At 72.5% G+C, this 26372-nt stretch carries 23 protein-coding genes; 6 read left to right on the top strand and 17 right to left on the bottom strand.

Annotated elements, in window-relative coordinates; all coding sequences use genetic code 11:
• Positions 1 to 170: 170 nt before the first annotated feature.
• The 4 genes from infB to rimP form a co-directional block, all read right to left on the bottom strand.
• Positions 171 to 3254: a translation initiation factor IF-2 gene (gene infB / locus ACFY2L_RS32735; protein ID WP_390824160.1), complete on the bottom strand. Its 3084-nt coding sequence runs from the start codon at positions 3252 to 3254 to the stop codon at positions 171 to 173.
• Positions 3255 to 3403: 149 nt separating this feature from the next.
• Positions 3404 to 3700: a YlxR family protein gene (locus ACFY2L_RS32730; RefSeq protein ID WP_390662653.1), complete on the bottom strand. Its 297-nt coding sequence runs from the start codon at positions 3698 to 3700 to the stop codon at positions 3404 to 3406.
• A 136-nt stretch (positions 3701 to 3836) separates the two neighbouring features.
• Complete coding sequence (nusA, locus tag ACFY2L_RS32725) at positions 3837 to 4823, bottom strand: transcription termination factor NusA (RefSeq protein ID WP_390662652.1); 987 nt, start codon at positions 4821 to 4823, stop codon at positions 3837 to 3839.
• 2 nt (positions 4824 to 4825) lie between these two features.
• Complete coding sequence (rimP, locus tag ACFY2L_RS32720; RefSeq protein WP_390662651.1) at positions 4826 to 5329, bottom strand: ribosome maturation factor RimP; 504 nt, start codon at positions 5327 to 5329, stop codon at positions 4826 to 4828.
• Between the two features lie 203 nt (positions 5330 to 5532).
• Between rimP and ACFY2L_RS32715 the strand changes: the two genes are divergently transcribed.
• From ACFY2L_RS32715 to ACFY2L_RS32705, 3 genes are read left to right on the top strand one after another with little or no spacing between them, the layout of a single operon-like run.
• Positions 5533 to 6123, top strand: coding sequence for a hypothetical protein (locus tag ACFY2L_RS32715; RefSeq protein ID WP_390662650.1), 591 nt, complete (start codon positions 5533 to 5535; stop codon positions 6121 to 6123).
• Positions 6120 to 6605, top strand: a complete 486-nt coding sequence (locus ACFY2L_RS32710) for a ferritin-like domain-containing protein (RefSeq protein WP_390824159.1) — start codon at positions 6120 to 6122, stop codon at positions 6603 to 6605. Before ACFY2L_RS32715 ends, ACFY2L_RS32710 begins: the two co-directional genes overlap by 4 nt.
• A 28-nt stretch (positions 6606 to 6633) precedes the next feature.
• Positions 6634 to 7557, top strand: a complete 924-nt coding sequence (locus tag ACFY2L_RS32705; RefSeq protein WP_390662648.1) for an aminoglycoside phosphotransferase family protein — start codon at positions 6634 to 6636, stop codon at positions 7555 to 7557.
• Positions 7558 to 7617: 60 nt separating this feature from the next.
• On the opposite strand, the gene ACFY2L_RS32700 is transcribed toward ACFY2L_RS32705, so the two are convergent.
• The 12 genes from ACFY2L_RS32700 to ACFY2L_RS32645 all read right to left on the bottom strand — a co-directional run bounded on the left by ACFY2L_RS32700 (position 7618) and on the right by ACFY2L_RS32645 (position 20692).
• On the bottom strand, positions 7618 to 7833 hold the full coding sequence (locus ACFY2L_RS32700) for a ferredoxin (RefSeq protein ID WP_390662647.1): 216 nt from the start codon (positions 7831 to 7833) through the stop codon (positions 7618 to 7620).
• Between the two features lies 1 nt (position 7834).
• The gene (locus ACFY2L_RS32695) at positions 7835 to 9052 is read right to left on the bottom strand and encodes an NADH-ubiquinone oxidoreductase-F iron-sulfur binding region domain-containing protein (RefSeq protein WP_390662646.1); all 1218 of its coding nucleotides are present in this window, start codon (positions 9050 to 9052) and stop codon (positions 7835 to 7837) included.
• Positions 9049 to 9630: a ferric reductase-like transmembrane domain-containing protein gene (locus tag ACFY2L_RS32690; RefSeq protein ID WP_390824158.1), complete on the bottom strand. Its 582-nt coding sequence runs from the start codon at positions 9628 to 9630 to the stop codon at positions 9049 to 9051. The genes ACFY2L_RS32695 and ACFY2L_RS32690 overlap by 4 nt, the downstream gene beginning before the upstream one ends.
• The gene (locus tag ACFY2L_RS32685) at positions 9627 to 10592 is read right to left on the bottom strand and encodes an FAD:protein FMN transferase (protein WP_390824157.1); all 966 of its coding nucleotides are present in this window, start codon (positions 10590 to 10592) and stop codon (positions 9627 to 9629) included. The genes ACFY2L_RS32690 and ACFY2L_RS32685 overlap by 4 nt, the downstream gene beginning before the upstream one ends.
• The gene (locus tag ACFY2L_RS32680) at positions 10592 to 10984 is read right to left on the bottom strand and encodes a hypothetical protein (protein ID WP_390824156.1); all 393 of its coding nucleotides are present in this window, start codon (positions 10982 to 10984) and stop codon (positions 10592 to 10594) included. Before ACFY2L_RS32680 ends, ACFY2L_RS32685 begins: the two co-directional genes overlap by 1 nt.
• Positions 10985 to 11101: 117 nt before the next feature.
• The gene (locus ACFY2L_RS32675; RefSeq protein WP_390662642.1) at positions 11102 to 12805 is read right to left on the bottom strand and encodes a proline--tRNA ligase; all 1704 of its coding nucleotides are present in this window, start codon (positions 12803 to 12805) and stop codon (positions 11102 to 11104) included.
• Positions 12806 to 12877: 72 nt separating this feature from the next.
• Positions 12878 to 13411, bottom strand: coding sequence for a GNAT family N-acetyltransferase (locus tag ACFY2L_RS32670; protein WP_390824155.1), 534 nt, complete (start codon positions 13409 to 13411; stop codon positions 12878 to 12880).
• A 21-nt stretch (positions 13412 to 13432) separates the two neighbouring features.
• A complete protein-coding gene (locus tag ACFY2L_RS32665; RefSeq protein WP_390662640.1) occupies positions 13433 to 14281 on the bottom strand; it encodes a GNAT family N-acetyltransferase in 849 nt (282 codons plus the stop codon).
• Between the two features lie 475 nt (positions 14282 to 14756).
• Entirely contained in the window at positions 14757 to 15914 is a 1158-nt protein-coding gene (ispG, locus tag ACFY2L_RS32660; protein WP_390824154.1) for a flavodoxin-dependent (E)-4-hydroxy-3-methylbut-2-enyl-diphosphate synthase, read from the bottom strand.
• Between the two features lie 202 nt (positions 15915 to 16116).
• Positions 16117 to 17409 carry a M50 family metallopeptidase gene (locus ACFY2L_RS32655; RefSeq protein ID WP_390824183.1) on the bottom strand — a complete coding sequence of 431 codons (1293 nt, stop codon included), beginning with the start codon at positions 17407 to 17409 and terminating at the stop codon, positions 16117 to 16119.
• 8 nt (positions 17410 to 17417) lie between these two features.
• Positions 17418 to 18671, bottom strand: a complete 1254-nt coding sequence (gene dxr, locus ACFY2L_RS32650; RefSeq protein WP_390824153.1) for a 1-deoxy-D-xylulose-5-phosphate reductoisomerase — start codon at positions 18669 to 18671, stop codon at positions 17418 to 17420.
• Positions 18672 to 18754: 83 nt separating this feature from the next.
• Positions 18755 to 20692: an acyl-CoA dehydrogenase family protein gene (locus tag ACFY2L_RS32645; RefSeq protein ID WP_390661228.1), complete on the bottom strand. Its 1938-nt coding sequence runs from the start codon at positions 20690 to 20692 to the stop codon at positions 18755 to 18757.
• A 454-nt stretch (positions 20693 to 21146) separates the two neighbouring features.
• Here ACFY2L_RS32645 and ACFY2L_RS32640 point away from each other — a divergent pair, with 454 nt between their 5' ends.
• From ACFY2L_RS32640 to ACFY2L_RS32630, 3 genes are all read left to right on the top strand, one after another.
• Positions 21147 to 22160 carry a LacI family DNA-binding transcriptional regulator gene (locus ACFY2L_RS32640; protein ID WP_390661229.1) on the top strand — a complete coding sequence of 338 codons (1014 nt, stop codon included), beginning with the start codon at positions 21147 to 21149 and terminating at the stop codon, positions 22158 to 22160.
• 114 nt (positions 22161 to 22274) lie between these two features.
• Entirely contained in the window at positions 22275 to 24314 is a 2040-nt protein-coding gene (locus ACFY2L_RS32635; RefSeq protein WP_390824152.1) for a TIM-barrel domain-containing protein, read from the top strand.
• 118 nt (positions 24315 to 24432) lie between these two features.
• Positions 24433 to 25614, top strand: coding sequence for a sulfotransferase family protein (locus ACFY2L_RS32630; RefSeq protein ID WP_390661232.1), 1182 nt, complete (start codon positions 24433 to 24435; stop codon positions 25612 to 25614).
• A gap of 28 nt (positions 25615 to 25642) precedes the next feature.
• On the opposite strand, the gene ACFY2L_RS32625 is transcribed toward ACFY2L_RS32630, so the two are convergent.
• Entirely contained in the window at positions 25643 to 26359 is a 717-nt protein-coding gene (locus tag ACFY2L_RS32625; RefSeq protein WP_390661233.1) for a hypothetical protein, read from the bottom strand.
• Positions 26360 to 26372: the final 13 nt, after the last annotated feature.

Here is a 26372-nt window from a genome sequence, read left to right as displayed (position 1 = left end):
CCGGCCCGGGGGGGGGGGGGGGGGGGGGGGGGGGGGGGGGGGGGGGGGGGGGGGGCGGGCCCCGGGGGGGGGGGGGGGGGGGGGGGGGGGGGGCCCCCCCCCCCGCGACACGGCGCGGTGCCGGGCCGCGGGGAACGACGTCCCCGCGGCCCGGCACCCGAACACCGGGGTTACACCCGCGGCTTCTCCCGCATCTCGTACGTCGCGATGACGTCGTCGACCTTGATGTCGTTGAAGTTGCCGAGGTTGATACCGCCCTCGAACCCTTCGCGGATCTCGGTGACGTCGTCCTTGAAGCGACGCAGGCCCTCGATGGTGAGGTTCTCCGCGACCACCTTGCCGTCGCGGATGAGGCGCGCCTTGGTGTTGCGCTTGACCTCGCCCGAGCGGATGAGGACACCGGCGATGTTGCCCAGCTTGGACGACTTGAAGACCTCGCGGATCTCCGCCGTACCGAGCTCGACCTCTTCGTACTCCGGCTTGAGGAGACCCTTCAGGGCCGCCTCGATCTCCTCGATCGCCTGGTAGATGACCGAGTAGTAGCGGACGTCCACGCCCTCGCGCTCGGCCATCTGCTGCGCACGGCCGGCCGCGCGCACGTTGAAGCCGATGACGATGGCGTCGGAGCCCATGGCCAGGTCGATGTCCGACTCCGTGACCGCACCGACACCGCGGTGCAGGACGCGGATGTCGACCTCTTCGCCGACGTCCAGCTGGAGGAGGGAGGACTCCAGAGCCTCGACCGATCCGGACGCGTCGCCCTTGATGATCAGGTTCAGCTGCTGGACCTCGCCCGCCTTCAGGGCGGCGTCCAGGTTCTCCAGGGAGAACCTGCGCGTGCGCTTCGCGAAGGCGGCGTTGCGCTCGCGGGCCGCACGCTTCTCGGCGATCTGGCGGGCCGTACGGTCCTCCTCGACCACGAGGAAGTTGTCGCCGGCACCCGGGACGTTGGTCAGACCCAGGACCTGGACCGGCGTCGACGGGCCGGCCTCGGCCACGTTGTTGCCGTTGTCGTCGAGCATGGCGCGCACGCGACCGTAGGCGTCGCCCACGACCATCGTGTCGCCGACCCGCAGCGTGCCTCGCTGGACGAGGACCGTCGCCACGGCACCGCGGCCGCGGTCGAGGCGGGACTCGATCGAGATGCCCTGCGCGTCCTGGTTCGGGTTGGCCCGCAGGTCGAGCGAGGCGTCGGCGGTCAGGATGACCGCCTCGAGCAGGTCGTCGATGTGCAGACCCTGCTTGGCGGAGATGTCGACGAACATGGTGTCGCCGCCGTACTCCTCGGCCACCAGGCCGTACTCGGTCAGCTGACCGCGCACCTTGGTCGGGTCGGCGCCCTCGACGTCGATCTTGTTGACCGCGACGACGATCGGGACGTCGGCCGCCTTGGCGTGGTTGAGCGCCTCGACGGTCTGCGGCATCACGCCGTCGTTCGCCGCGACCACGAGGATCGCGATGTCCGTCGACTTCGCACCACGCGCACGCATGGCGGTGAACGCCTCGTGACCCGGGGTGTCGATGAAGGTGATCTTGCGCTCTTCGTCGTTGACCTCGGTCGCGACCTGGTAGGCACCGATGTGCTGGGTGATGCCACCGGCCTCGCCCGCGATGACGTTCGTCTTGCGGATGGCGTCGAGCAGGCGGGTCTTACCGTGGTCGACGTGACCCATGACGGTGACGACCGGGGGACGGACCACCAGGTCGTCCTCGTCGCCCTCGTCCTCGCCGAACTCGATGTCGAAGGACTCGAGCAGCTCGCGGTCCTCCTCCTCCGGGCTGACGATCTGAACCTCGTAGTTCATCTCGCCCGCGAGGAGCTGGAGGGTCTCGTCGGAGACGGACTGGGTCGCGGTGACCATCTCGCCGAGGTTCATCATGACCGCGACGAGCGACGCCGGGTTGGCGTTGATCTTCTCCGCGAAGTCGGTGAGCGACGCGCCGCGGGAGAGACGGATCGTCTCGCCGTTGCCGCGAGGCAGCATCACACCGCCGACCGACGGGGCCTGCATGGCCTCGTACTCCTGGCGACGCTGACGCTTCGACTTGCGGCCACGACGCGCCGGACCGCCGGGACGGCCGAACGCACCCTGCGTGCCACCACGGCCACCGGGACCGCCGGGACGACCGCCGAAGCCGGGACGGCCACCGCCGCCACCGAAGCCGCCGCCACCGCCGCCGGGGCCACCGCCACCGGGACGACCGGCGAAACCGCCGCCGCCACCCGGACGGGCGCCGCCACCGGGACCGGCCGGACGGCCGGCGAAGCCGCCGCCACCGGGGCGACCGCCGCCGCCGGGACGACCCGCACCGCCCGGACCGCGGCCGCCGGGGCCACCGCCGGGACGCGGGCCGGCAGCGGGACGCTGCGGCATCATGCCGGGGTTCGGACGCGGACCGCCCGGACGCGGACCGCCGGGGCCCGCACCCTGCGGACGGGGCATGCCCGCCGGAGAGGGACGCGCGCCACCGGGAGCCTGGGGACGGGGACCGCCGCCCTGGCCGCCGGGGGCCTGCGGACGGGGACCGGCGCCGGGGGCACCGGGGCCGCCGGGACGCGGAGCGCCCTGCGGACGCGGCGCCTGCGGACGGGCCATACCGGCGTTGCCACCGGACGTGAAGGGGTTGTTGCCCGGACGCGGACCGGCCGGACGGGCACCGCCCGGACGCGGCGCACCGGCGCCACCGGGACGCTGACCCTGGGCGGCGGGACGCTGGCCCTGGCCACGGTCCTGACCCTGGCCGGGTCCACCCGGACGGGCACCGGGGCGCGGCGCGCCGGGGCGCGGACCCTGGGCGGCCGGACGCGGGGCCTGCGGGGCGGCCGGAGCCGACGGCGGAGCGGTGAACTCCGGGGCGGCGGGGGCCGGACGCGGCGCGGGCTTGGGGCCGGGCACCGGACGCGGACCCTGGGCGGCCGGCGCGGGGGCCGACGAGGCGGCCGGAGCCGGGGCGGCGGGAGCCGCCGGCGGCTGGGGCGCCGCGGGCCGCGGGGCGGCCGGACGCGGGGCGGCCGGACGCGCGGCCTGCGCCGGGGAGGGCGCACCGGGCTTGGGGGCGGCCTTGCGCGGGGCGGGCTTGGCGGACTTGCCGCCGCCGCCCTGGAAGGCGTCAGTCAGTTTGCGGACTACGGGCGCTTCGATGGTCGAAGACGCCGAACGGACGAATTCACCGAGTTCCTGGAGCTTGGCCATGACGACCTTGCTCTCCACACCGAACTCCTTGGCGAGTTCGTATACCCGGACCTTAGCCACTTCGCTCCTTTTAGGTCCGGGTTGCGTCCGGACCGTCGCTACTTCATGGGCGTACTCATCGCGTGCTCATCGAGTGCTCATCGCAATCTCGACCTACTTCCAACTCGCGGGGTACCTGAGCCGCACGGACGTTCCGCGCGACGCGCTTCTTACGGTGTTGCCTGATCGGCAACTGTCGTCTGCTCGACGTATTGGCGCAACGCCTTTGTGTCGAGCGCTCCCGCGGCGCGCAACGCCCGCGTGAACGCCCGGCGGCGCACCGCCTGGTCGAGACAGACCAGTGCGGGGTGTACGTACGCACCCCGGCCGGGCAGCGTACCGCGAGGATCGGGGACGCATGCGTCCTTGATCGCCACGATGCGCAGCAGATCCGTCTTGGCCGCCCGCTCCCGGCACCCCACACAGGTGCGTTCAGGGCATGCTCCGGCGTGCGTCCGGCCAGACACAGTTAAGTCTACCTCCCCGCGGCCACCTCACCCCTTTGGGGCAGGATTCGAACAGTTGCCGCGATACATCTGACGTGATCTAAGCGGACCGCGGCCTGGATCTATTCCCCGGCCGGCGCCACCGCAGGTCGGACGTCTACTCGGACGCCTGCTCCGTGTCCGGCCGGATGTCGATCCGCCAGCCGGTGAGACGGGCGGCGAGACGGGCGTTCTGCCCCTCCTTGCCGATCGCCAGGGACAGCTGGTAGTCGGGCACGGTCACGCGCGCGGAACGGGCCGCGAGGTCCACGACCTCGACCTTGGAGACCCGGGCCGGGGACAGCGCGTTCGCCACCATCTCGGCCGGGTCGTCCGACCAGTCGACGATGTCGATCTTCTCGCCGTTCAGCTCGCCCATCACGTTGCGCACCCGGCCGCCCATGGGGCCGATGCAGGCGCCCTTGGCGTTCAGGCCCGAACGGGTGGAACGGACCGCGATCTTCGTGCGGTGACCCGCCTCCCGCGCGATGGCGGCGATCTCGACGGACCCGTCGGCGATCTCCGGCACCTCGAGGGCGAAGAGCTTCTTCACCAGATTGGGGTGGGTACGCGAAAGCGTGACCGAGGGACCGCGCACGCCCTTCGCCACCCGGACGACGTACGACCGCAGTCGCATGCCGTGCGGATACGTCTCTCCCGGGACCTGTTCCTGCACCGGGAGGATGGCCTCCAGCTTGCCGATGTCCACGAGTACGTTCTTGGGGTCGCGGCCCTGCTGGACCACTCCGGTGACGATGTCGCCCTCGCGGCCGGCGTACTCGCCGAGCGTCGCGTCGTCCTCGGCGTCGCGCAGCCGCTGCAGGATCACCTGCTTGGCGGTGGTGGCGGCGATACGGCCGAAGCCGGACGGGGTGTCGTCGAACTCGCGGGGCTCCTGGCCCTCCTCGAGGTCCTCGGGGTCCTCCTTCGCCCACACGGTCACATGCCCGGTCTCCCGGTTGAGCTCCACGCGCGCGTGCCGGCGGCTTCCCTCGGTGCGGTGGTAGGCGATGAGGAGGGCCGACTCGATCGCCTCGACCAGCAGGTCGAAGGAGATCTCCTTCTCCCGTACCAAGCCCCGCAGGGCACTCATGTCGATGTCCACGGCTACGCCTCCTCTTCCTTCTCGTCCTTGTCCTTGCGGTTGAACTCGACCTGCACGCGCGCCTTCTCGATCTCCGGGAAGGCGACTCTGCGGGTCGTGGCCTTGCGGCCCTTCACGCCGGGCACTTCGAGGTCGAGGCCGTCGTCGTCGGCCTTCAGGATCCGCGCGAGGAGCTCGCCGCCCTCGGCCAGCTGGAACTTCACCAGGCGGCCCGTGGCGCGCACGTAGTGGCGGTGCTCGGTGAGGGCGCGCTCCGCGCCCGGGGTGCCGACCTCGAGGGTGTACTCGCCCTGGCCCATCGCGTCCGTCTCGTCGAGCTTCGCCGAGAGCGCGCGGCTCACATCGGCGATCCGGTCGAGGTCCGCCCCGGTGTCGGAGTCGACGACGACACGCAGCACGCGCTTGCGTCCTACGGAGTCCACGGCGATCTCTTCGAGATCCAGGCCCTGGGAGGCGACGAGCGGTTCCAGGAGCTCTCGCAGCCTCTCGCTCTGGGTGGTGCTCATCCGGGTGACTCCTCGGCCGCGTGTGCTGTTGTGGGATGGGTCGCGTGTCTGGTCAAAGGGTATCCGGTCGCGGGGAGTGTTGCCGTCCACCTGTGCACGGAGGGTGGCGGAGACCTCGGCCGGGCGGGTCCGAAGGTACGGTGATCACGGGCCTGTTCCCTGCTTCGTCTTTCTTTCGTACGAGTTCCCCGAGGACGTCTGCCGTGCCGTTCCCGCTCCCGTCGCGCGCCCCCTCGGGGCCGCGCAGAAGAACCCTGCTCGCGTCGGCCGCCGGGGCCGCGCTGTTCGTGGGCTGCTCGTCCCGTTCCGACGGCCCCGAGGAGAGCGTCGGCGCCAGCCCCTCGGTCACTGAGCGGGCACGCGCGCGTGCGGCGCGGGAGAGCGCCCTGCTGGTGGAGCGGTACGACACCGTCCTCGCCGCCCATCCCGCGCTGGCGGCACGGCTCGCACCGCTGCGGGCGGAGGTCGCACGGCATGTGGAGGCGTTCGGGGGCGACGAGAAGGCAGCGGCGTCCCCGTCACCCTCGGCTTCCGCGTCGAGTTCCCCTCCGGGCTCTCCGTCGGGGTCTCCAACGGGGTCTCCCCCGGCCTCCGTTTCCCCGCCGGCGTCCCCGTCGGCGTCCCCGTCGACCGAGAAGGACGCTCTCGCCTCCCTCGCCGACGCCGAGCGGACGCTGGCCGACACCCGGACCGCGGCGCTGGTGGACGTCCCCGGTGAACTGGCCCGGCTGCTGGCCTCGGTGGCGGCGGCCGGCGCCGCCCACGCGTATCTGCTGACGGAGGGGAAGCGATGAGGAGGGCACGCGGGGCGACGAGCGCGGAACTGACGGCACTCCAGGCGGCGCTGGCCGCCGAGCACGCCGCCGTGTACGGGTACGGCGTCGTCGGCGGGCGGATCCGCGAGGAGCGGCGCACCGAGGCACGGTCGGCGTACGACGCGCACCGGGCCCGCCGGGACGCGCTGGTGCGCGAGGTGCGCGACCTGGGCGGCGAGCCGGTCGCGGCGAACGCCGGGTACGCGCTGCCGTTCCCGGTGGCGGACTCGGCGGCGGCGGTCCGGCTCGCCGCGGAGCTGGAGGACCGCGTGGCCGGGGTGTACTCCGACCTGGTGCGGGCAGCCGGGGACGAGCGGCGCAGGGAGGCCGCCGGGGCGCTGCGGGAGGCGGCGGTGCGCGCGGCGCGCTGGCGCGGCGGGAGCGTAGCCTTCCCTGGGCTCGCCGAGCGGGCCGGTACGGACGCGGCCACCTCCGGAGTCTCGGCGACACCGACCGCGTAGCCCGGAGAGGGAAGGGAACGACTCGCGCATGGCTTTCGAACCGCCGCAGCGTCTGGTGAGGGCGCTCGGTGAGACGGCACCGAGCGGTGACGACTGGTTGGAGAAGCTGCCGGCGGCGGTCCAACAGGCCGCCGCTCTACGCGAGTTGACCGTCGAGCGGGTGCAGGTGCCGGGTGGCCGCAGCAGCCTGGTGGTGCTGGTGCGCCGCGCGGACGGGACGCCCGCCGTGCTCAAGCTGGCACCGCCCCGGTTCCGCCCGGAGGCGGAGCGGGCCGCGCTGGCGCACTGGGGCGGTCTGGGCGCCGTCCACCTGCTGGAAGGGCCCTCGGCGGAGGGGGTGCTGCTGCTCGAGCGGCTGCACCCGGATGTGTCGGTGCGGTCGCTGCCGGAGGCGAAGGCGCTGCTGGAGGCGGCGGGGACGCTGCGGCGGCTGTGGGTGGAGCCTCCCGACGAGGGCGGCGCGGGCGGCGCGGGCGGCGCGCGTGTCTTCGAGACGGTGGCCGAGCGGACCGGGCGGCAGGCGGAGGCGATGCGGGGGACCGCCGTCGGCTCCGAGGTGGGCGCGCTGGTGGACGCGGCTCTCCTGGCCCGGGAGGAGTTGGTGGCGGCGGAGCCGGAGCGGCGGTTGCTGCACGGGACGTTCCGGCAGAGCAAGGTGCTGGCGGGCGAGCGGTCGCCGTGGCTGGCGGTGGGGCCGGATCCGGTGGTCGGGGAGTGTGCGTTCGATCTGGCGCGGCTGGTGCGGGACCGGGTGGAGGACTTGATCGCCTCGCCGTCGGGGGCGGCGACCACGCGGCGGCGGGTGCGGAAGCTGGCGGAGTCGCTGGAGCTGGATCAGGAGCGGGTGCGGGGGTGGAGTCTCTTCCGGGCCGTGGAGTCGGGGGTGCGGGCCCTGCGCGTGGGGCGGCCCAGGGATGCCGAGTTGCTGCTGGAGTTCGCGGGATGGCTGTGAGGGTCGGTCCGTCCTCGGCTGCGGGCGCGGGGTGCCGGCTCGCGCGGTTCCCCGTGCCGCTCAGGGTGCCGGACTGGCCGTCAGTCTGAGGGCCAGGACCGGGCAGTCCGCCGCCGCTCTGCGGGCCCGTTTCACCGCGCGGGCCGGGAGGGGGGCGTGGTCCACGAACGGGTAGCCCCATTCGTCCAGGGTGATGTGGTCCGGGAGGAGTTCCGCGCAGAGGCCGTGGCCGCGGCAGGACGTCCGGTCGAGGTCCAACTCCATGTGCGCGTCCATGTCAGGCCTCCTGGGGAACGGGCAGCAGCGGGGTGCGGTCGGTCGCCGTGCAGTGGCCGTGGGTGTGGGCGTCTGCCTCGGCGGCGAAGGTGGTGAGGGCGCTGCGGACCAGACGGACCGTGCCGTCGGGATGGTGACAGGCGCCCCGGCCCTCGACGAGGCCGCACCAGCGGGCGAGGTCGGTGCGCACGGTGCCCTGGGGGCCGGGTGCGGCGAGGGTGCGGAAGGCGGTGGCGATGCGGGGCAGGCCGTTGAGGCAGGGGCCGCACTGGCCGGCCGACTGCAGGGCGAGGTGGCGCAGCACGCGGGCCGTCTCGGTGAGGCCGCACCGGTCGGCGGGCAGCACGGCCAGCACGCCGGCGCCCAAGTAGGCGGCGTCGACGGTGAGTTCGGCGGCCTCCCGGGCCGGGATCCAGGTGCCGTGGTAGCCGCCCACGAGGACCGCCGAGGCGCCCTCCAGCGGCAGCAGACGGGCGAGCGGCAAGCCGTACGGGGCCTCGGTCACCCGGGGTTCGCGTCCCGCGACGTGGATCGTGCACAGGGCGCTGCCCGGTTGGGCGGGAGTGCCGGCGCTGCGGTACCAGTCGGCGCCGTAGCGGGCGACGAGCGCGAGGTGGGCGAGGGTCTCGACGTTCTGGACGAGGGTCGGGGCCCTGTGCACGCCCCGCTCACGGACCGGCGGGCGCCGGTGCGCGGGGAGGGCGGGGCCGCCGGAGACGAACCGGGCCAGGGCGGAGGCCTGTCCGGAGAGGAAGGACGGGGGCAGCCGGACGACCCGCACGGGCAGCGGGTCGGCGGTGCGCTGGGCGAGGGCGGATTCCAGCCAGGTCGCGCCGTCCTCCACGCCGATGTACGCCTCCCCCGCGCCGACCGCGTGGGCCGCGATCTGCAGGCCGTCGAGGACGAGGTGGGGAGAGAGGTGCAGAAGGGTCCGGTCCTTGCGGCTGGCGGGCTCGCTCTCCGCGCCGTTGGCCACGACCACCGGGGCCCGGCCGGTACGGCGCCCGGCCTCGGCGACCGAGACGAGCTTGCGGTACGTCGGGAAGGCGGCTCCGCCGCGGCCGGTGAGACCTGAGGCGGCCACCGCGCGCAGGATGCTCTCGGGAGCGCGGTAGGACAGGGGGCCGTGGCGCCGGTGATGGGCGGCGAGGTCGGCCGGGGCGGCGCCGGGGGCGAGGAGACGGGGGGACAGGTGGAGGTCGGCGTGGGTGGCGGTCACGGTCGGGCTCCTTCGGCGGTGCGCAGGAGGGCGGCGGGGGTACGGCGGGCGGCGCGGGCCGCGTGGACGAGGCGGGCGGCGAAGGCGGCGGTCACGGCCGCGACGCAGGCGACGGTCAGCCAGGTCATCCAGTCGGTGCCGGTGTCCGTGCCGATGCCGATGCCGTGCACGAGGGCGACCGGCCAGGCGGCGTAGGCCAGCCAGTGGACGGCCCGCCAGGCACGGTGGCCGAGGCGTTCGCGCAGGAGACTGGTGATCAGCACGGCGAGCAGCAGGTCGACCGAGACCGTGCCGAGGCCGAGCCAGAGGGGCTGGTAGCCGGAGACGAAGGGGAGCAGGACGTCCGTGACGGTGATGTCGACGTAGGTGTCCATGACCGCGGTGGTGATGTGCAGGGCCAGGAAGGCGGTCACGGAGAGGGACAGCGCGCGGTGCAGGCTCACCGTGCCGAAGCGGGGCAGGCCGGGGATGCGGGTGCGCAGGCGGACGGCGACGCCGAGGAGGACGACGACCGTGAGGAGGACGAGGCAGACGGCACCGGTGGCCCGGTTGGCGTACCAGAGGGTCGCGGAGTTCACGCGGCGGCCTCCAGGACCTCGGTGGGCCAGCCGGGCGTGGTGACGACGACCCCGTTCTGCGTGACCAGCCGTGCGGGCAGGCCCAGGCGGGTCAGCCACTGCTCCGCTCCCGCACCCTTCACCAGGGCCGCTGTGCTCGCCGCGTTGGCGTCGGCGCAGGTGGCCGCGGCGACCGAGACGGTCCGCCAGGGGGAGCGCACGGGCAGGCCGGTGCGGGGGTCGACGATGTGGTGCAGCTCGTGGCCGCCGCGCCGCCAGCGCCGGGCCGTGGTGCCGGACGTGGCGAGGCCGCCGCTGTGCAGGCCGACGGTGGCGTACGCGCCCCGGGCGGGTGTCGCGTCGACGGGCCCCGTGACGTCCTGCACGCGGACCTGCCAGCCGCCCGCCGGGGCCGCGCCCGCGACGGCCGTGTCGCCGCCCAGGCCGACCAGGACCCCGCACCCGGCCGTGTCGGCCAGCGTCCGCGCGGCCCGGTCGGCGGCCCAGGCCTTGGCGGTGGCGCCGAGGTCGAGTCGGACACCGGCGGGGAGGGTGACGGTGCCGGTGGCGCGGTCGAGGCTGACGGTGCGCCAGCCGGGGGTGCGGCGCAGGGTGAGCCGGACCGGGCGGTCGTCCTCGCGGACGAGGGTGAAGTCCCGGTCGTAGCCGATCGCGTCCATGGCGGAGCCGACGGTGGGGTCCACGGCCCCGTCGGTCGCCTCGGCCGCGCGCAGGGCCACGTCGAGGGCCTCGGCGAGCAGGGGGCTCACCCGGACCGGGCGGCCGGCGGTGGTGTCGAGGGCGGCGAGCTCGGAGTCCGGGCGGAAGCGGCTGCAGGCGGCGTCGACCTCGGCGAGGTGCCGGGCGAGGAGCAGGTTGCAGGAGTCCAGCAGGGCCGGGTCGGTGACGACCAGCCGGACCGTGGTGCCGAGGGCACGCCATTCGGTGGCGGCCGTGGTGCGGTGCTTGAGCGGCGTGGTCATCACGACGCCCCCGAGGTGGAGTCGGCCGAGCCGCCGGAGGGCGGGGTGAGGCCGCCGGAGCTGCCGGAGCCGTCCGAGGAGGAGCCGCTCGACGAGGAGTCGTCGGAGGACGAGGACGAGGACGAGTCGCCCGAGGTGTCGGTGGAGGAGCCGCCGGCCGTGTCACTCGACGTGTCCGTGCCGCTGCTCGTGCCGGAGCTCGTGCCGGAGCTCGTGCTGGAGCTCGTCCCGCTGCCGCTCGCTGTCGTGCCGGCGTCCGCCTGCATGGTGCCGATCAGGGCGAACACACCCGCCGCCCCGGCCAGCGTGACGGCGGCGGCGAAGGCCGCCGTACGCCGTGCGCCTCTGCGGACCGCCGCCGCGGCCCCCCGCTCCTCTTCCCTGGTCGCCATGACCGTTCCCCTCCGTAGTGACGTTCTGTCACGCACTACGGTCGGGGAACGGTCTGAGAGAAGTCTGTGAGGCGGCCATACGCCCCGACAGAAGTCTCTGAGAGGTGCCTTAAAGCGTCACGCGGTCAGTCGGGCGATCGCCTCGTCCACCGTCAGCTCCTCGCGCTCGCCGGTCCTGCGGTCCTTCAGCTCCACGACGCCCTCCGCCGAGCGGCGGCCCGCGACCAGGATCTTCGGTACGCCGATCAGCTCGGAGTCGGTGAACTTCACGCCCGGGGAGACCCCGGCCCGGTCGTCGACCAGGACCCGCAGACCGGCCGTCCGCAGCTTCTCGGAGACCTCAAGCGCCAGTTCGGTCTGCAGCGCCTTGCCCGCGGCGACCACGTGCACGTCGGCCGGGGCCACCTCGGCCGGCCAGCACAGGCCCTTGTCGTCGGCGGTCTGCTCGGCGAGGGCCGCGACCGCACGGGAGACGCCGATGCCGTAGGAGCCCATGGTGACGCGGACCGGCTTGCCGTTCTGGCCGAGGACGTCGAGCTTGAGGGCGTCGGCGTACTTGCGGCCGAGCTGGAAGATGTGGCCGATCTCGATCGCTCGGTCCAGCCTGAGGCCGGTGCCGCACTTCGGGCAGGGGTCGCCCTCCTGGACGACCACGACGTCGACGTACGCGCCGACCTCGAAGTCACGGCCCGCGACCACGTTCTTCGCGTGCGTGCCCTCCTTGTTGGCGCCGGTGATCCAGGCGGTGCCGGGGGCCACGCGCGGGTCGGCGATGTACGTGACCTTCTCCCCCAGGCCCTGCGGGCCGACGTAGCCGCGGACCAGGTCCGGGCGGCCCGTGAAGTCCGCCTCGGTGACCATCTCGACGACCGCCGGGGCGAAGTGCGCCTCGACCTTGTCCATGTCGACCTCACGGTCGCCCGGGACGCCCACGGCCACGATCTCGCCGTCGACCTTCACCAGCAGGTTCTTCAGCGTGGCGGAGGCCGGGACGCCCAGGTGGGCGGCGAGGGTCTCGATGGTCGGGGTGTCCGGGGTGGGGATCTCCTCGAGCGCGGCCACGCCGTCGGCGTCCACCGGCTTCAGCTCGTACGAGATCGCCTCGGTGTTGGCGGCGAAGTCGCAGTTCGGGCAGTCCGCGAAGGTGTCCTCGCCGGCGCCGGCCGGGGCGAGGAACTCCTCGGACTTGGAGCCGCCCATCGCGCCGGCGGTGGCGGCGCAGATGCGGTAGTCGAGGCCGAGGCGCGCGAACACCTTCTGGTAGGCCTCGCGGTGCAGGGCGTAGGAGTGGGCGAGGCCCTCGTCGTCCAGGTCGAAGGAGTACGAGTCCTTCATGAGGAACTCGCGGCCGCGCAGGATGCCGGCCCGCGGGCGGGCCTCGTCCCGGTACTTGTGCTGGATCTGGTAGAGGACGACCGGCAGGTCCTTGTAGGAGGACGCCTGGTCCTTCACCAGCAGGGTGAAGATCTCCTCGTGGGTCGGGCCGAGGAGGTAGTCGCCGCCCTTGCGGTCCTTCAGGCGGAACAGCTCGGCGCCGTACTCGTCCCAGCGGCCCGTCGCGTCGTACGGCTCGCGCGGCAGCAGGGCGGGGAGCAGCACCTCCTGGGCGCCGATCGCGTCCATCTCCTCACGGACGATCCGCTCCACGTTGGCGAGGACCTTCTTGCCGAGGGGCAGCCAGCTCCAGATGCCGGCCGCGGTGCGGCGGACGTAGCCCGCGCGGACGAGGAGCTTGTGGCTGAGGACCTCGGCGTCCGCGGGGTCGTCGCGCAGGGTCTTCGCCATCAACTGGGACATGCGCTGGACCGGTGCGTTCGCCATGGTTCTCGTACTCCTGCCGGGTAAGGGTGATGGCAAGGAGGTTAGCCGGGAGCGCGGTGTCGCCGGAAATCCTTACTTCCGCAGCAGGGGGAGCGGGGCGCCCATCACGGCGTACGGGCGGGGTGCGCTGGGGAAGAGGACGCGGCGCGCCAGGTCCTGGTAGCCGAGGGAGCGGTAGAGGGCGCGGGCGGGGCTCTCGATGTCGATCGCGGAGAGGATCGAGCGGGGTTCGGTCGCGCTGTCGGTGATCCCGGTGATCAGGGCGCGGCCCGCGCCGCGGTTCTGGTACGCGGGGTGCACGTGCAGCTCGGTGATGACGAAGGAGTCGTCGAGCCAGAGGTCGTGGCCCTGGGCCCGGAGGTAGGGCTCCACGACGGTGGACCACCAGTGGGTGCGGTCGTTGGGCATGCCGTAGACGAATCCGGCCAGCCGGCCTTCCGCCGTGGTCGCCCCGAGGGCCCGCGCGCCCGGGTACGTCATGTGGCGCAGGACGATCTGCCGGCGGACGGCCACCTCGTCCGGGCCCAGTCCGAAGGCGACCGCCTGGACCGCGAGGGCCTCGTCCACGTGGGCGGGGAGGTCCAGGGGGCCGATGACGAGATCCATGGCGGGGAGCCTACAGGTGGGTCAGAAGAGGACGCTCATGAATGCCCCGACCTCCTGGAAGCCGACCCTCCTGTACGTCCTTCTCGCCGCCGTGTTGAAGTCGTTGACGTAGAGGCTGGCCACCGGGGCGACGTCCGCGAGGGCGTAGCGCAGGACGGCCGCCATGGCCGGAGCGGCCAGGCCCCTCCCCCGGTACTCCGGGGCCACCCACACGCCCTGGATCTGGCAGGCCTGCGGGGTCGCCGCGCCGATCTCCGCCTTGAAGACGACCCTGCCCTCGTCGTCGAGGCGGGCGAAGGAACGGCCGGAGCCGACGAGTTCGGCGACGCGCGCCTGGTACAGCAGCCCTCCGTCGCCGGCCATCGGGGAGACGCCGACCTCCTCGGTGAACATCGCCACGCACGCCGGCATGATCGTCTCCATCTCGTCCTTGCGGATGCGGCGGACGTAGGGATCCGGGGCGATGTCGGCGGGCATCCGGTCGGCGACCATCAGGGGCTGGTGGGCGCGGACCTCGCGGGCGGGGCCCCAGTGGGGTTCGAGGAGGCTCCAGAGCCGGGCGGTGGGTTCGGCGGGGCCGACGATGGAGGAGCAGCGGCGGCCGGCCCTGCGCGCGCGGTCGGCGAAGGCGCGTACCGCGCGCGGGGTGGCGCAGATCGGGACGAGGTTGGCGCCCGCGTAGCAGAGGGAGGTCAGCATGCCGTCCTCGTACCAGCCCCACATCTCGCCGCCGAGCCGCCAGGGGTCGAGGCCCGCGACCTGGACGCGGGAGGTGACGAAGGCGTTGGCCACCGGCTCGCGGTCGAGGACGGCGAGCGCGGCGTCCAGGTCGCTCGGTTCGAGGACCCGGGAGGTGGTCTGGGTCAACAACTGCGGGGCCTCACACTCAGGGCTGCTGGTCCCCGCACTGTACCTGCGGAAGCTGAGCCGCGCCGCCCCCGGTGTTCCGACGGTGACCGCCGGCTGCCGTCACCCCGCCGGGGGCTGCCGCCCCCGACCCCCGCATCGGCCCCGAACGGGCCTCGTCCTCAATCGCCGGACGGGCTGACTTTCCCCGACGACCGCCGGGAAGTCCCGCCTGCTACGGGCGGGCGGGAGACGGGGACGGCCAGCCCCCGCCCCCGAACGCGGACGAGCCGCGTTTCCCCGACCACCACCGGGAAGGGCCGCCCGCTCCGGGTGGGCGGGGGATGAGGACGGCCGGATCCGCCCCCGAACACCGGAGCTGAGATTCCCTGGCGACAGGGGGCACGGGCGGGCCGCGTCTGCCCGGTCGGCGCCGGGGGCCGGGGCGCGGGTGTCGTCGGAGACCAGCGCGCCGGCTCCCGCTCGTCGGACGAGGGCGTCAGCCCGCTACCGCTACCGACGGTTCGCCGGACGGGACGCCCGCTGCCTCCATCTGTTCGGCCAGCTTCATGGCCTCTTCGATGAGGGTCTCCACGATCTTCGACTCGGGGACGGTCTTGATGACTTCGCCCTTGACGAAGATCTGGCCCTTGCCGTTGCCGGAGGCGACGCCGAGGTCGGCCTCGCGGGCCTCGCCGGGGCCGTTGACGACGCAGCCCATGACGGCGACCCGGAGCGGGACCTCCATGCCCGTGAGGCCGGCGGTGACCTCTTCGGCCAGCTTGTAGACGTCGACCTGGGCGCGGCCGCAGGACGGGCAGGAGACGATCTCCAGGCCGCGCTGCCTGAGGTTGAGGGACTCCAGGATCTGGTTGCCGACCTTGACCTCCTCGACCGGAGGGGCCGAGAGCGACACGCGGATGGTGTCGCCGATGCCCTGGGAGAGCAGGGCGCCGAAGGCGACGGCCGACTTGATCGTGCCCTGGAACGCCGGGCCCGCCTCGGTGACGCCGAGGTGGAGCGGGTAGTCGCACTGAGCGGCCAGCTGCCGGTAGGCCTCGATCATCACGACCGGGTCGTTGTGCTTGACCGAGATCTTGATGTCGCGGAAGTCGTGCTCCTCGAAGAGCGAGGCCTCCCACAGGGCGGACTCGACCAGCGCCTCGGGCGTGGCCTTGCCGTACTTCTGCAGCAGGCGGCGGTCCAGCGACCCGGCGTTGACGCCGATGCGGATCGGGGTGCCGTGGTCCTTCGCGGCCTTCGCGATCTCCCTGACCTTGTCGTCGAACTGCTTGATGTTGCCCGGGTTCACGCGGACCGCCGCACAGCCCGCCTCGATCGCCGCGAACACGTACTTCGGCTGGAAGTGGATGTCGGCGATCACCGGGATCTGCGACTTGCGGGCGATCGTCGCCAGCGCGTCCGCGTCGTCCTGCGTCGGGCAGGCCACGCGGACGATCTGGCAGCCCGACGCGGTCAGCTCGGCGATCTGCTGGAGCGTCGCCCCGACGTCCGACGTACGCGTCGTCGTCATCGACTGGACCGAGACCGGCGCGTCACCGCCCACCGCCACCGAGCCGACCTGGATCTGCCGGCTCTTCCGGCGCTCGGCAACCCTGGTCGGAACGGACGGCATGCCGAGAGAAATCGCAGTCATCTGCTGTGCAACCCCAAGTCGTGGATCAAGGCCCAGGTCCCGTCAGTGGCGGGTTCCAGGCTTCGAGATTACGGCACCGGCGGAGGCCCGAGCACTCCCCCACCACGAACCACCCGGCGGGGGGACCCCCTGCGTCGTGGAACCCGCCAAAGGGAGGGCGGCCCGGCACTCACGGTGCCGGGCCGCCCTCAACGCCGTACGGCTAGGAGATTCTCACCGGGTTAACGACGTCGGCGATCAGCACCAGGATCGTGAAGCAGACGAAGATCCCGGCCACCACGTACGCCACCGGCATCAGCTTCGCCACGTCGAACGGGCCCGGGTCCGGCCTGCGCAGCACCTTGGCGGTGTTGCGGCGCAGCGACTCCCACAGGGCGCCCGCGATGTGCCCGCCGTCGAGCGGGAGCAGCGGGAGCATGTTGAACAGGAACAGGGAGAGGTTGAAACCGGCCAGGACGAACACGAACATCGCCAGCTGCTGCGACGCGGGGATGTCCAGGGTGGCGATCTCGCCGGTGACCCGGGCCGCGCCGACGATGCCCATCGGGGAGTCCGGTTCGCGCGGGCCGTCGCCGAAGGCGGCGTCCCACAGGGCGGGGATCTTGCCGGGCAGGGCGACGAGGGAGTCGACGGCCTGGCCGACGTGGTCGGTCATCCACTCCACGGACTGGCCGAAGTCCTGCTGGACCACTCCGGTGGCCGCGCCGAAGCCGAGGAAGCCGGCCTTCACGTACTCGCCCTGGACGTAGGCGCCGGAGCCGTCCTTCTTGGCGACCTGGTTGGTGGCGATGGTCGCGTGCAGGGTGACGTCCTTGCCGCCGCGTTCGACGACGATCGCCACGTCCTTGCCGGCGCTGTCCCGGATGAGGTCGGAGAGCGTGTCCCACTGTTCGGTGCGGACGCCGTCGAAGGAGACGATCTTGTCGCCCTTCTTCAGGCCCGCGGCCGCGGCCGGGGAGGCCTTGTCGGTCGACTTGCAGGTGTCGCGGTTCTCGCTCTGCGCGATGACGCAGGGCGAGACCGAGCCGACGGTGGTGGTCTCCTGCTGGATGCCGAAGCCCATGAGCACGGTGAGGAACAGGCCGATCGCGAGGATCAGGTTCATGAACGGGCCGGCGAACATGACGATGACCCGTTTCCACGGCTTGCGCGTGTAGAACATGCGGGTCTCGTCGCCGGGCTGGAGCTCCTCGAAGGCGGCCGAGCGGGCGTCCTCGATCATGCCGCGCCAGGGGGAGGTGGAGCGGGCCGTGATCCGGCCGTCGTCGCCGGGCGGGAACATGCCGATCATGCGGATGTAGCCGCCGAGCGGGATGGCCTTGATGCCGTACTCGGTGTCGCCCTTCCTGCGCGACCAGATGGTCGGGCCGAAGCCGACCATGTACTGGGGCACCCGGATGCCGAACATCTTCGCCGTGGAGAGGTGGCCCAGCTCGTGCCAGGCGATCGAGAAGAGCAGGCCCACCGCGAAGACCACTATCCCGAGGATGAACATCAGGGTCGTCATGCGCGGGCCTCCGCCGTCTGTGCCGTCAGTTCCCGGGCGCGGGCGCGCGCCCAGGTCTCCGCTTCGAGGACGTCCGACACGGTGAGTGAGGTTCCCGTGACCGGGGTGCCGTGCTCCTCGACGATCCGGGTCACGGTGTCCATGATCCCGTTGAAGGGCAGCGCGCCGGTGCGGAACGCCTCCACGCACTCCTCGTTGGCGGCATTGAACACCGCGGGGGCCGTCCCCGCGAGCTCGCCCACGTGCCGGGCGAGGTTCACCGAGGGGAAGGCCTCGTTGTCGAGGGGGAAGAACTCCCACGTCGAGGCGGTGCTCCAGTCGAAGGCGGGCGCGGCGTCGGGGACGCGCTGGGGCCAGCCGAGGCCGATGGCGATGGGCCCGCGCATGTCGGGGGGCGTCGCCTGGGCCAGTGTCGATCCGTCCGTGAATTCAACCATCGAGTGGACATACGACTGCGGGTGCACGACCACCTCAATCCGCGAGAAGGGAATGTCGTAGAGGAGGTGTGCCTCGATGACCTCCAGCCCCTTGTTGACGAGGGTCGCGGAGTTGATAGTGATCACCGGGCCCATGGACCAGGTGGGGTGCGCGAGGGCGTCCTCGACGGTGACGTCCGCGAGCTGCGCCTTCGTACGGCCGCGGAAGGGGCCGCCGGAGGCGGTGACGACGAGCTTGCGGACGTCGGCGCGGGTGCCGGCGGCGAGGGCCTGGAAGAGGGCGGCGTGCTCGGAGTCGACCGGGATGATCTGACCGGGCTTGGCGAGCGCCTTGACCAGCGGGCCGCCGACGATGAGCGACTCCTTGTTGGCGAGCGCGAGGGTGCGGCCCGCCTCCAGGGCGGCGAGGGTGGGCGCGAGGCCGATGGAGCCCGTGATGCCGTTCAGGACGGTGTGACAGCCGGAGGCGGCGAGCCGGGTGGCCGCGTCCGGTCCGGCGAGGATCTCGGGGAGCGGCTCCTGGGCGCCGTACTGCGCGCGCAGCGCCTCGCGCAGGGCCGGTACGACGTCCTCGCGGGCGACCGCGACGGTCCGCACCCGCAGCCGGCGGGCCTGCTCGGCGAGGAGGGCGACCCGGCCGCCGTGGGCGGACAGGCCGGTGACGCGGAACCGGTCGGGGTTGCGCAGCACGAGGTCGACGGCCTGGGTGCCGATCGATCCGGTGGAGCCGAGGACCACCACGTCCTTGGGGCCGTCGCCCACCGGGTCGTAGACGAGATGGGGGTCGGCGAGGGGGGCTGGACTGTCGCTCATCCCCCCATTGTGGCCGCACCGCGCGGGCGGCAGGGACAGGGTGCCCCCCGAGGAGGGCACCCCGTCACCCTGTGTGCCGCTGCTCACCCGATCGAGCGGTGGACGTTCTCCCGTTCGCTGGGACCGGGGGTCGTGTCGGCGATCCAGGGACCTTCTCCGGACGGGTCGAGGATGCCCTGTTCCAGCCACTCGTAGCTGCCCGCGAGGACGTCCTTGACGACCCTGCGGTCCAGGTCGTCGGTGTTGCTCCACAGGCGGGTGAAGAGCGCGTCGACGCGCAGCCGGGACTGGCGGCAGAAGGCGTCGGCGAGCCGGTATGCCTCCTGGCCGTTCTCGCCGCGCGAGCGCAGCAGCTCGGCCCGGACGCAGGCCGCGCTCATCGCGAACAGCTCCGCGCCGATGTCGACGACCCGGCCGAGGAAGCCCTGCTTGGTCTCCATCCGGCCCTGCCAGCGGGACATGGCGTAGAAGGTGGAGCGGGCGAGCTTGCGGGCGTGCCGTTCGACGAAGCGCAGGTGCACGGAGAGGTCCGCGCCGCCGTACTTGAACTCCGTGTACGACGACGGCAGCTGGCCCGCTCCCGCGACCAGTTTCGGGAGCCACTTGGCGTAGAAGACACCCGCGTTGGCGCCTGCCCTGGCCTTGTCCTGGAGGGACTTGTCGGGGTCGATGAGGTCGCCGGCGACGGAGAGGTGGGCGTCGACGGCCTCGCGCGCGATGAGCAGGTGCATGATCTCGGTGGAGCCCTCGAAGATGCGGTTGATGCGCAGGTCGCGCAGGACCTGTTCGGCGGGGACCGCGCGCTCGCCGCGGGCTTTCAGCGACGCGGCGGTCTCGAAGCCGCGGCCGCCGCGGATCTGGACGAGTTCGTCGGCCATCCGCCAGCCCATCTCGGAGGCGAAGAGCTTGGCCAGCGCACCCTCGATGCGGATGTCGTTGCGGTCCTCGTCGGCCATCTGCGAGGAGAGGTCGAGGACGGCTTCCAGCGCGAAGGTGGTGGCCGCGATGAAGCTGATCTTCGCGCCGACCGCCTCGTGGTGCGCGATCGGCTTGCCCCACTGCTCACGGGCCGTCGACCACTCGCGGGCGATCTTCAGACACCACTTGCCGGCGGCCACGCAGGACGCGGGCAGGGAGAGCCGGCCGGTGTTGAGGGTGGTCAGGGCGATCTTGAGGCCGGCGCCCTCGGGGCCGATGCGGTTCGCGGCGGGGACCCGGACCTGGTGGAGGCGGGTGACGCCGTTCTCGATGCCGCGCAGACCCATGAACGCGTTGCGGTTCTCGACGGTGATGCCGGGCGAGTCGCTCTCCACGACGAAGGCGGTGATGCCGCCGGGGTGGCCGTCGCTCTTCGGGACCCGGGCCATCACGACCAGCAGGTCGGCGACCACGCCGTTGGTCGTCCACAGCTTCACCCCGTCGAGGACGTAGTCGTCCCCGTCGGGCACCGCGGTCGTCGCGAGCCGCGCCGGGTCGGAGCCGACGTCCGGCTCGGTGAGCAGGAAGGCGCTGATGGCGGTGGTGGCGCAGCGCGGCAGGAAGGCCTGCTTCTGTTCGGGGGTGCCGAACAGCTTCAGCGGCTGCGGTGCGCCGATCGACTGATGGGCCGACAGCAGTACGCCGACCGCGGGGCTGGCCGAGCCGATCAGGGCCAGCGCCTTGTTGTAGTACACCTGGGTGAGGCCGAGGCCGCCGTACTTGGGGTCGATCTTCATGCCGAGGGCGCCGAGCTCCTTGAGCCCGTCGACGACCTCGTCGGGGATGCGGGCCTCGCGCTCGATCAGCGCTCCGTCGATCTTCGTCTCGCAGAACGTGCGGAGTTTGGCCAGGAACTGCTCGCCGCGCCGGACGGCCTCGTCGGTGGGGAGCGGGTGGGGGTGGATGAGGTCGAGGCGGAAGCGGCCCAGGAACAGCTCCTTGGCGAAGCTGGGCTTGCGCCAGTCCTGCTCCCGGGCGGCCTCCGCCACCTGGCGTGCCTCACGCTCGGTGACGGTGGGTTTCTTGAGGGGTGGTGCGGACATGAGGCTCACCTCGCCGCGAATAGGGATCTTGGACCACATCGGTTACCGATCGGTGCTACTCGATCGTTGGTACCCGATCCGGGACGACCCCGCCACCCTTCGCGTGCCCGTTCGGCCCGCCTCGGCCGGCGGTGACGGAGGAGGACCCGGTGTCGAGCGACCGATTCCCCTGGACACCCGGTGCCGGACCCGGCGCCGGAGACGTACCTGTCGTCACCGGGCAGCTTGCGCCGGACGAGTGCCTCCGCGTCTTCTCCCGGTCCTCTCTCGCCGGTGAGCGCTTGCACGTGGTAGGCAGAGCGCACCTTCTCCACGATTCCGCCACAACTCGCTGTCGAAGCGCTTCGACAACCTATGGACACCCACCTCTGCTGGGGCTACTGTCGAAGCACCCTCACTCGCCCGTGTTCACCCTGCGCACTGTCGAAGCGCTTCACAAAGCTTGGAGAGCTGGATGGTCACCCTCGCCGAGGTCGCCCAGCACGCCGGAGTCTCGGCGAGCACGGTGAGCTATGTCCTCAGCGGCAAGCGGTCCATCTCCGCGACCACCCGGCAGCGGGTCGAGCAGAGCATCCGCGAGCTGGGCTACCACCCGAACGCGGGGGCGCGGGCGCTGGCCAGCAGCAGGTCGAACATCATCGCGCTGATGATCCCGCTGCGCACCGACATGTACGTGCCGGTGATGATGGAGATCGCCATCGCGGTGGCCACCACGGCCCGCACCCACGGCTACGACGTCCTGCTGCTCACCGGCGAGGAGGGCCCGGACGCGGTCCGCCGGGTCACCGGCAGCGGGCTCGCCGACGCGATGATCCTGATGGACGTGCAACTCGACGACGAGCGGCTGCCGTTGCTGCGGGCGACGGACCAGCCGTCGGTGCTGATCGGGCTGCCCGCCGACACCTCGGGCCTCACCTGTGTCGACCTCGACTTCGCGGCCACCGGCGCGCTGTGCGTGGAGCACCTCGCGACGCTGGGTCACCGCGACATCGCTGTCATCGGCGAGGCCCCCGCGGTGTACGAGCGGCACACCGGCTTCGCCGAGCGCACGCTCGACGGACTGCGTGCCCGATCCAGGGAGTTGGGTGTACGGCTGCTGCACCGCCCCTGCGAGGGCGGGTACGACGCGATGGCCGTCACCCTCGCCCGCGTCCTCGACGAACGCCCGGGCACGACCGGGTTCGTCGTCCAGAACGAGTCGGCGGTCGAGCCGCTGCTCGCGCTGCTGCGTCAGCAGGGCCGGGCCGTCCCCGAGGACGTGTCGGTGGTCGCGATCTGCCCCGACCAGGTCGCCGTCCAGGCGTCCGTGCGGCTGACCTCGGTCGCCATCCCCGCGCAGGAGATGGGCCGGTACGCCGTGGAGCATCTCGTCGCCAAGCTCGACGGGCGCGGCAAGGACGACGTCGTGCTGATCGCACCCGAGCTGACGGTCCGGGCGAGCACGGGCCCGGCGCCGGTCCTCTCCTGACCCGCCCCGCCCGGTCCCTGACCCACTCCGGCCCCCACTCCGCCTTCTTGTCGCTGTTGTGCCATGCCAGGGCACCCCCATGTCCGCACTCCTCAGGAGCACAGGAGCACCCACGTGAATCAGCCTGCCGAAAACCAGCCCCAGGTCAGCCTCGCGCAGTCGTCCCCCACCGTCGGCGTCCTCCGCGAGCGGGACGGCGCGCTGGAGTGGAGCGGCCGCCAGGAGACCCTGCGCATCGAGCCGTGGGGACCCGACGCGGTCCGGGTACGGGCCCGGCTCGGCGGACCCGTGCTCGACGGGCTGCCGGGCGCCCTGCTCGACGACGCGCCGCCGACGCCGTCCACCATCAAGATCGAGGACGGGCGGGGGCGGCTGACCGTCGGCGCGCTGACCGTCGAGGTGGACGCCGAGGGCCTGGTCCGCTTTCTGCGCACGGACGACGGCGGCGAGGTGCTGGCCGAGGAGCGGGCCCACTTCTGGTGGCCGGGGTCGCGGCTCTACACGCCCGTCGGACACGGCGGTCACCGGCTGGAGCAGCGGTTCGCCGCGTACGAGGACGAGAAGCTGTACGGCCTGGGCCAGCACCAGCACGGCCGGTTCGACCAGAAGGGGCTCGTCCTCGACCTGGTCCAGCGCAACGCCGAGGTGGGCATCCCGGTGCTCACCTCCAGCCGGGGCTACACCCTGCTGTGGAACAACCCGGCGATCGGCCGGGTGGAGCTGGCCGGGAACGGCACCCGCTGGGTGGCCGACTCCGCCCGGCAGATCGACTACTGGATCACCGTCGGCAGCCCGGCCGACGGCCAGCGCCGCTACAGCGCGGTGACGGGCCGCACGCCGATGCTGCCGGAGTGGGCGGCGGGCTTCTGGCAGTGCAAGCTGCGCTACCGCACCCAGGACGAACTCCTCGCCGTGGCACGGGAGTACAAGCGCCGGGGACTGCCGCTCTCCGCGATCGTGTGCGACTTCTTCCACTGGACGCACCTGGGCGACTGGAAGTTCGACCCCGCGGAGTGGCCGGACCCGGCGGCGATGGTCCGCGAACTGGACGAGCTGGGCGTCAAGCTGGTGGTGAGCGTGTGGCCGTCGGTGTCGCCGCTGAGCGAGAACCACTCGCTGATGGAGCAGCGCGGCCACTTCATCGGCACCCAGTACGGCCCGCTGGCGCACGCCGACTGGCCGGACAAGGAGGTCGCCTCGACGGTCCAGGTGGCCTTCTACGACGCGACGAACCCCGGCGCCCGGGAGTTCGTGTGGTCGCGCGTCCGGGACAACTACCTCGCCCCGTACGGGATCACGGCGTTCTGGCTGGACGCCTGCGAGCCGGAGCTGAAGCCCGGCTTCCAGGAGAACCTGCGCTACTGGGCGGGCCCGGGCCTGGAGGTCGGCAACCTCTACCCGGCGGAGAACGCCCGCACTTTCTACGAGGGCCTGCGCGCGGAGGGCGAGGAGGTGGTCACCCTCAACCGCTCGGCGTGGGCGGGCAGTCAGCGCTACGGCGCCGCCCTGTGGTCGGGTGACATCGGCACCGACTTCCCGACCCTGCGCCGCCAGATCGCGGCCGGCCTCAACACCGCGCTGTCGGGCATCCCGTGGTGGAACACCGACATCGGCGGCTTCCACGGCGGCGACCCGGACGACCCGGCGTACCGGGAGGTGATGGTCCGCTGGTTCCAGTTCGGCGCGCTGTCCCCGCTGATGCGGCTGCACGGCTTCCGCGACCCGGGCATGCCGCTGGGTCCGGAGATGACGGGCGGCCCCAACGAGGTGTGGTCGTACGGCGAGGAGGCCGGGGCGGTCCTGGAGAAGTACCTGCGGCTGCGCGAGCGGCTGAAGCCGTACGTCCTGGAGGTCATGCGGGAGGCCCACGAGGAGGGGCTGCCGCCGATGCGGCCGCTGTTCCTGGAGTTCCCCGGGGACCGGGCGGCCTGGACGGTCGACGACGCCTATCTGTTCGGCCGCGACCTGCTGGTGGCGCCGGTGCTCACGGCGGGCGCCACGGACCGCACGGTCCACCTGCCGGCGGGCGCCACCTGGACGGACGCGTGGACGGGTGAGACGTACGAGGGGGGTACGGCCGTGACGGTCGACGCCCCGCTCGACCGGATCCCGCTGTTCCTGCGGGACGGGGCGCGGCTGCCGGTGGCCGAATAGCGACGGTGGGGCGGGGGACGTCGGCCACCTCCTGGTGGATCAGGCAACTCCCTTGCATGGAGCGGTAGTTGTGGGGGCACAAACCCCACCTCGTCCGCTCGTGAAAGGGCTTGCCGCCATGTCCTCCGCCCCGCTCCCCCTCACCCTGGCCAATCTGCTGCTCAGGCCCGGATTCGGGTCCCGCCGCACCCCCGACCGTGCCTTCGACCGCCTGGCCGCCGGGGCCGGGGCGGCGGGTGCGGAATTCACCGCCGAGTTCCGGTTCCTGTTGCGCCACTGGGCCCGGGACGAGCACCTCACCCCGGTCGGCTGGTGGTCGGCGCAGGGCCATGTGCGCCGGCACCTGGACAACCGCGCGCGGGTGCGGCGGCTGATCGCCGAGCACCCGGAGATCGCGCGGGAGCCGGTGGAGCGACCGGTGTTCGTCGTCGGCCTGCCGCGCACCGCCACCACCCTCACCCACGGTGTGCTGTCGCTGTCCGAGGAACACCGATGTCCCCGCCTGTGGGAGTTGCTGACCCCGGACCTGGAGGGCACACCCCGGCAGCGGAAGAGGGCGATCGCGGCCGCGCGCGCGACGGTCGGCGCGATCAACCTGTTCTCCCCGCGCTACCGCGACATCCACCCGATGACCGCGGAGGGCCCCGACGAGTGCACCTTCGCCCTGCCGCACACGGTCATGCCGCTGTCCCAGGCCCGCATCCCCGAGTACCGGGCCCGGCTCGACGCGCGGGACTTCACCGCCGACTACGCGTACCTGAAGCAGATCTACCAGGTCCTCCAGTACGGCCGACCGCGCCGCCGCTGGGTGCTGAAGTCCCCCCTGCACACCGGGAACCTCGACGCGCTGCTCTCCGTCTTCCCGGACGCCACGATCGTGTGGACGCACCGCGATCCGGCGGCCGTCGTGCCGTCCTTCTGCAGCCTGATCGAGCACGGCATGGCCCTCACCCTGCGCCCCCTGGACCTGCATGAACTGGGTGCCACCTGGCTGGAGCTGCTGAGCCGGTCCATGGCCCGCGGCCTCGCCGCCCGCGCCGCGATCCCCCGCGAGGCGCTGATCGACGTCCCGTACTCCTGGCTCGGCTCCGACCCCGCCTCGGGCGCCCCGAAGCTCTACGAGGCCGTGGGCGCCCGCTGGACGGACGCCGACGCGGCCCGGCTGCCCGAGGTGGCCGCCCGCCCCAAGGGCAGCCGGCCGCACCACTACGACCTGGCCCGCTACGGCCTCACCCGCGCGGACGTCGAGACGGCTTTCGCCGGTTACAACGCGCTGCGGGCCGAGGTCGACCGGGCGTAGCGGCGCCGGCCGGCCCCGGCCCCGGCGGTCAGCTGCTGCTCACCGTCTCGCTGTTGGTCTGGAAGTCGAGGCCGCCGGACGACGAGGTGATCTCGAAGCCGAACTGCACGTCCCCGATGGTCTCGTTGCCGAACCAGCCCTTGGTGTCCTTGATCCACTTCAGGATCGGGAGGATGTTGACGGTGCCGGAGGTGGAGTTCGAGGTGCGCACGAAGGAGAAGACCTCGTTGGCGCCGTTGTTGCCCTTGTAGACGGTCCAGGTGTGACCGCCGAGCGTCACGTTCCCCTGCGAGGTGCCGAGGGGGCCGACGGCTCCGGTCTTGTTGACCCAGAGCATGATCTCGTAGTCGTAGTCGGTGTCCCAGATGTCGTACGACGTGTTGTACGCGCCGGAGGACGGGACGGTGACGTTGTAGCTGCTGGTGAGCGAGCCGAGGGAGGTGATCGTCTTGTTGATCACCTTCTTGGAGTTGGGGTACGACTTGATGCCGCCGGTGTTGGGGTGGTCGGCCCAGACGCCCCAGTTGGTGCCGGAGTTGGCCCAGAAGCACTGGCTGCCGGCGCCGGAACCCCAGATGTTGTTGTACAGGGTGTAGCCGTTCAGGCTGGTGTTGCCCCACTGGTCGCAGGAGCTCCAGACGGCGGCCTGGGCCGGGGCGGCGGCCAGGCCGACGGTGGCGCCGAGCGCGAGGGCGGGGGCGAGCAGGGCCCGGGTGACCCTGCCGCGGGTGTGTGTCGCTGCCATGGTGTCCCTTCCA

The sequence above is a fragment of the Streptomyces sp. NPDC001381 genome (genome assembly GCF_042895685.1).
Lineage (GTDB): Bacteria > Actinomycetota > Actinomycetes > Streptomycetales > Streptomycetaceae > Streptomyces.
The sequence above is the reverse complement of the archived record's forward strand: the minus strand, read 5'-3'. Positions and strand labels throughout refer to the sequence as shown.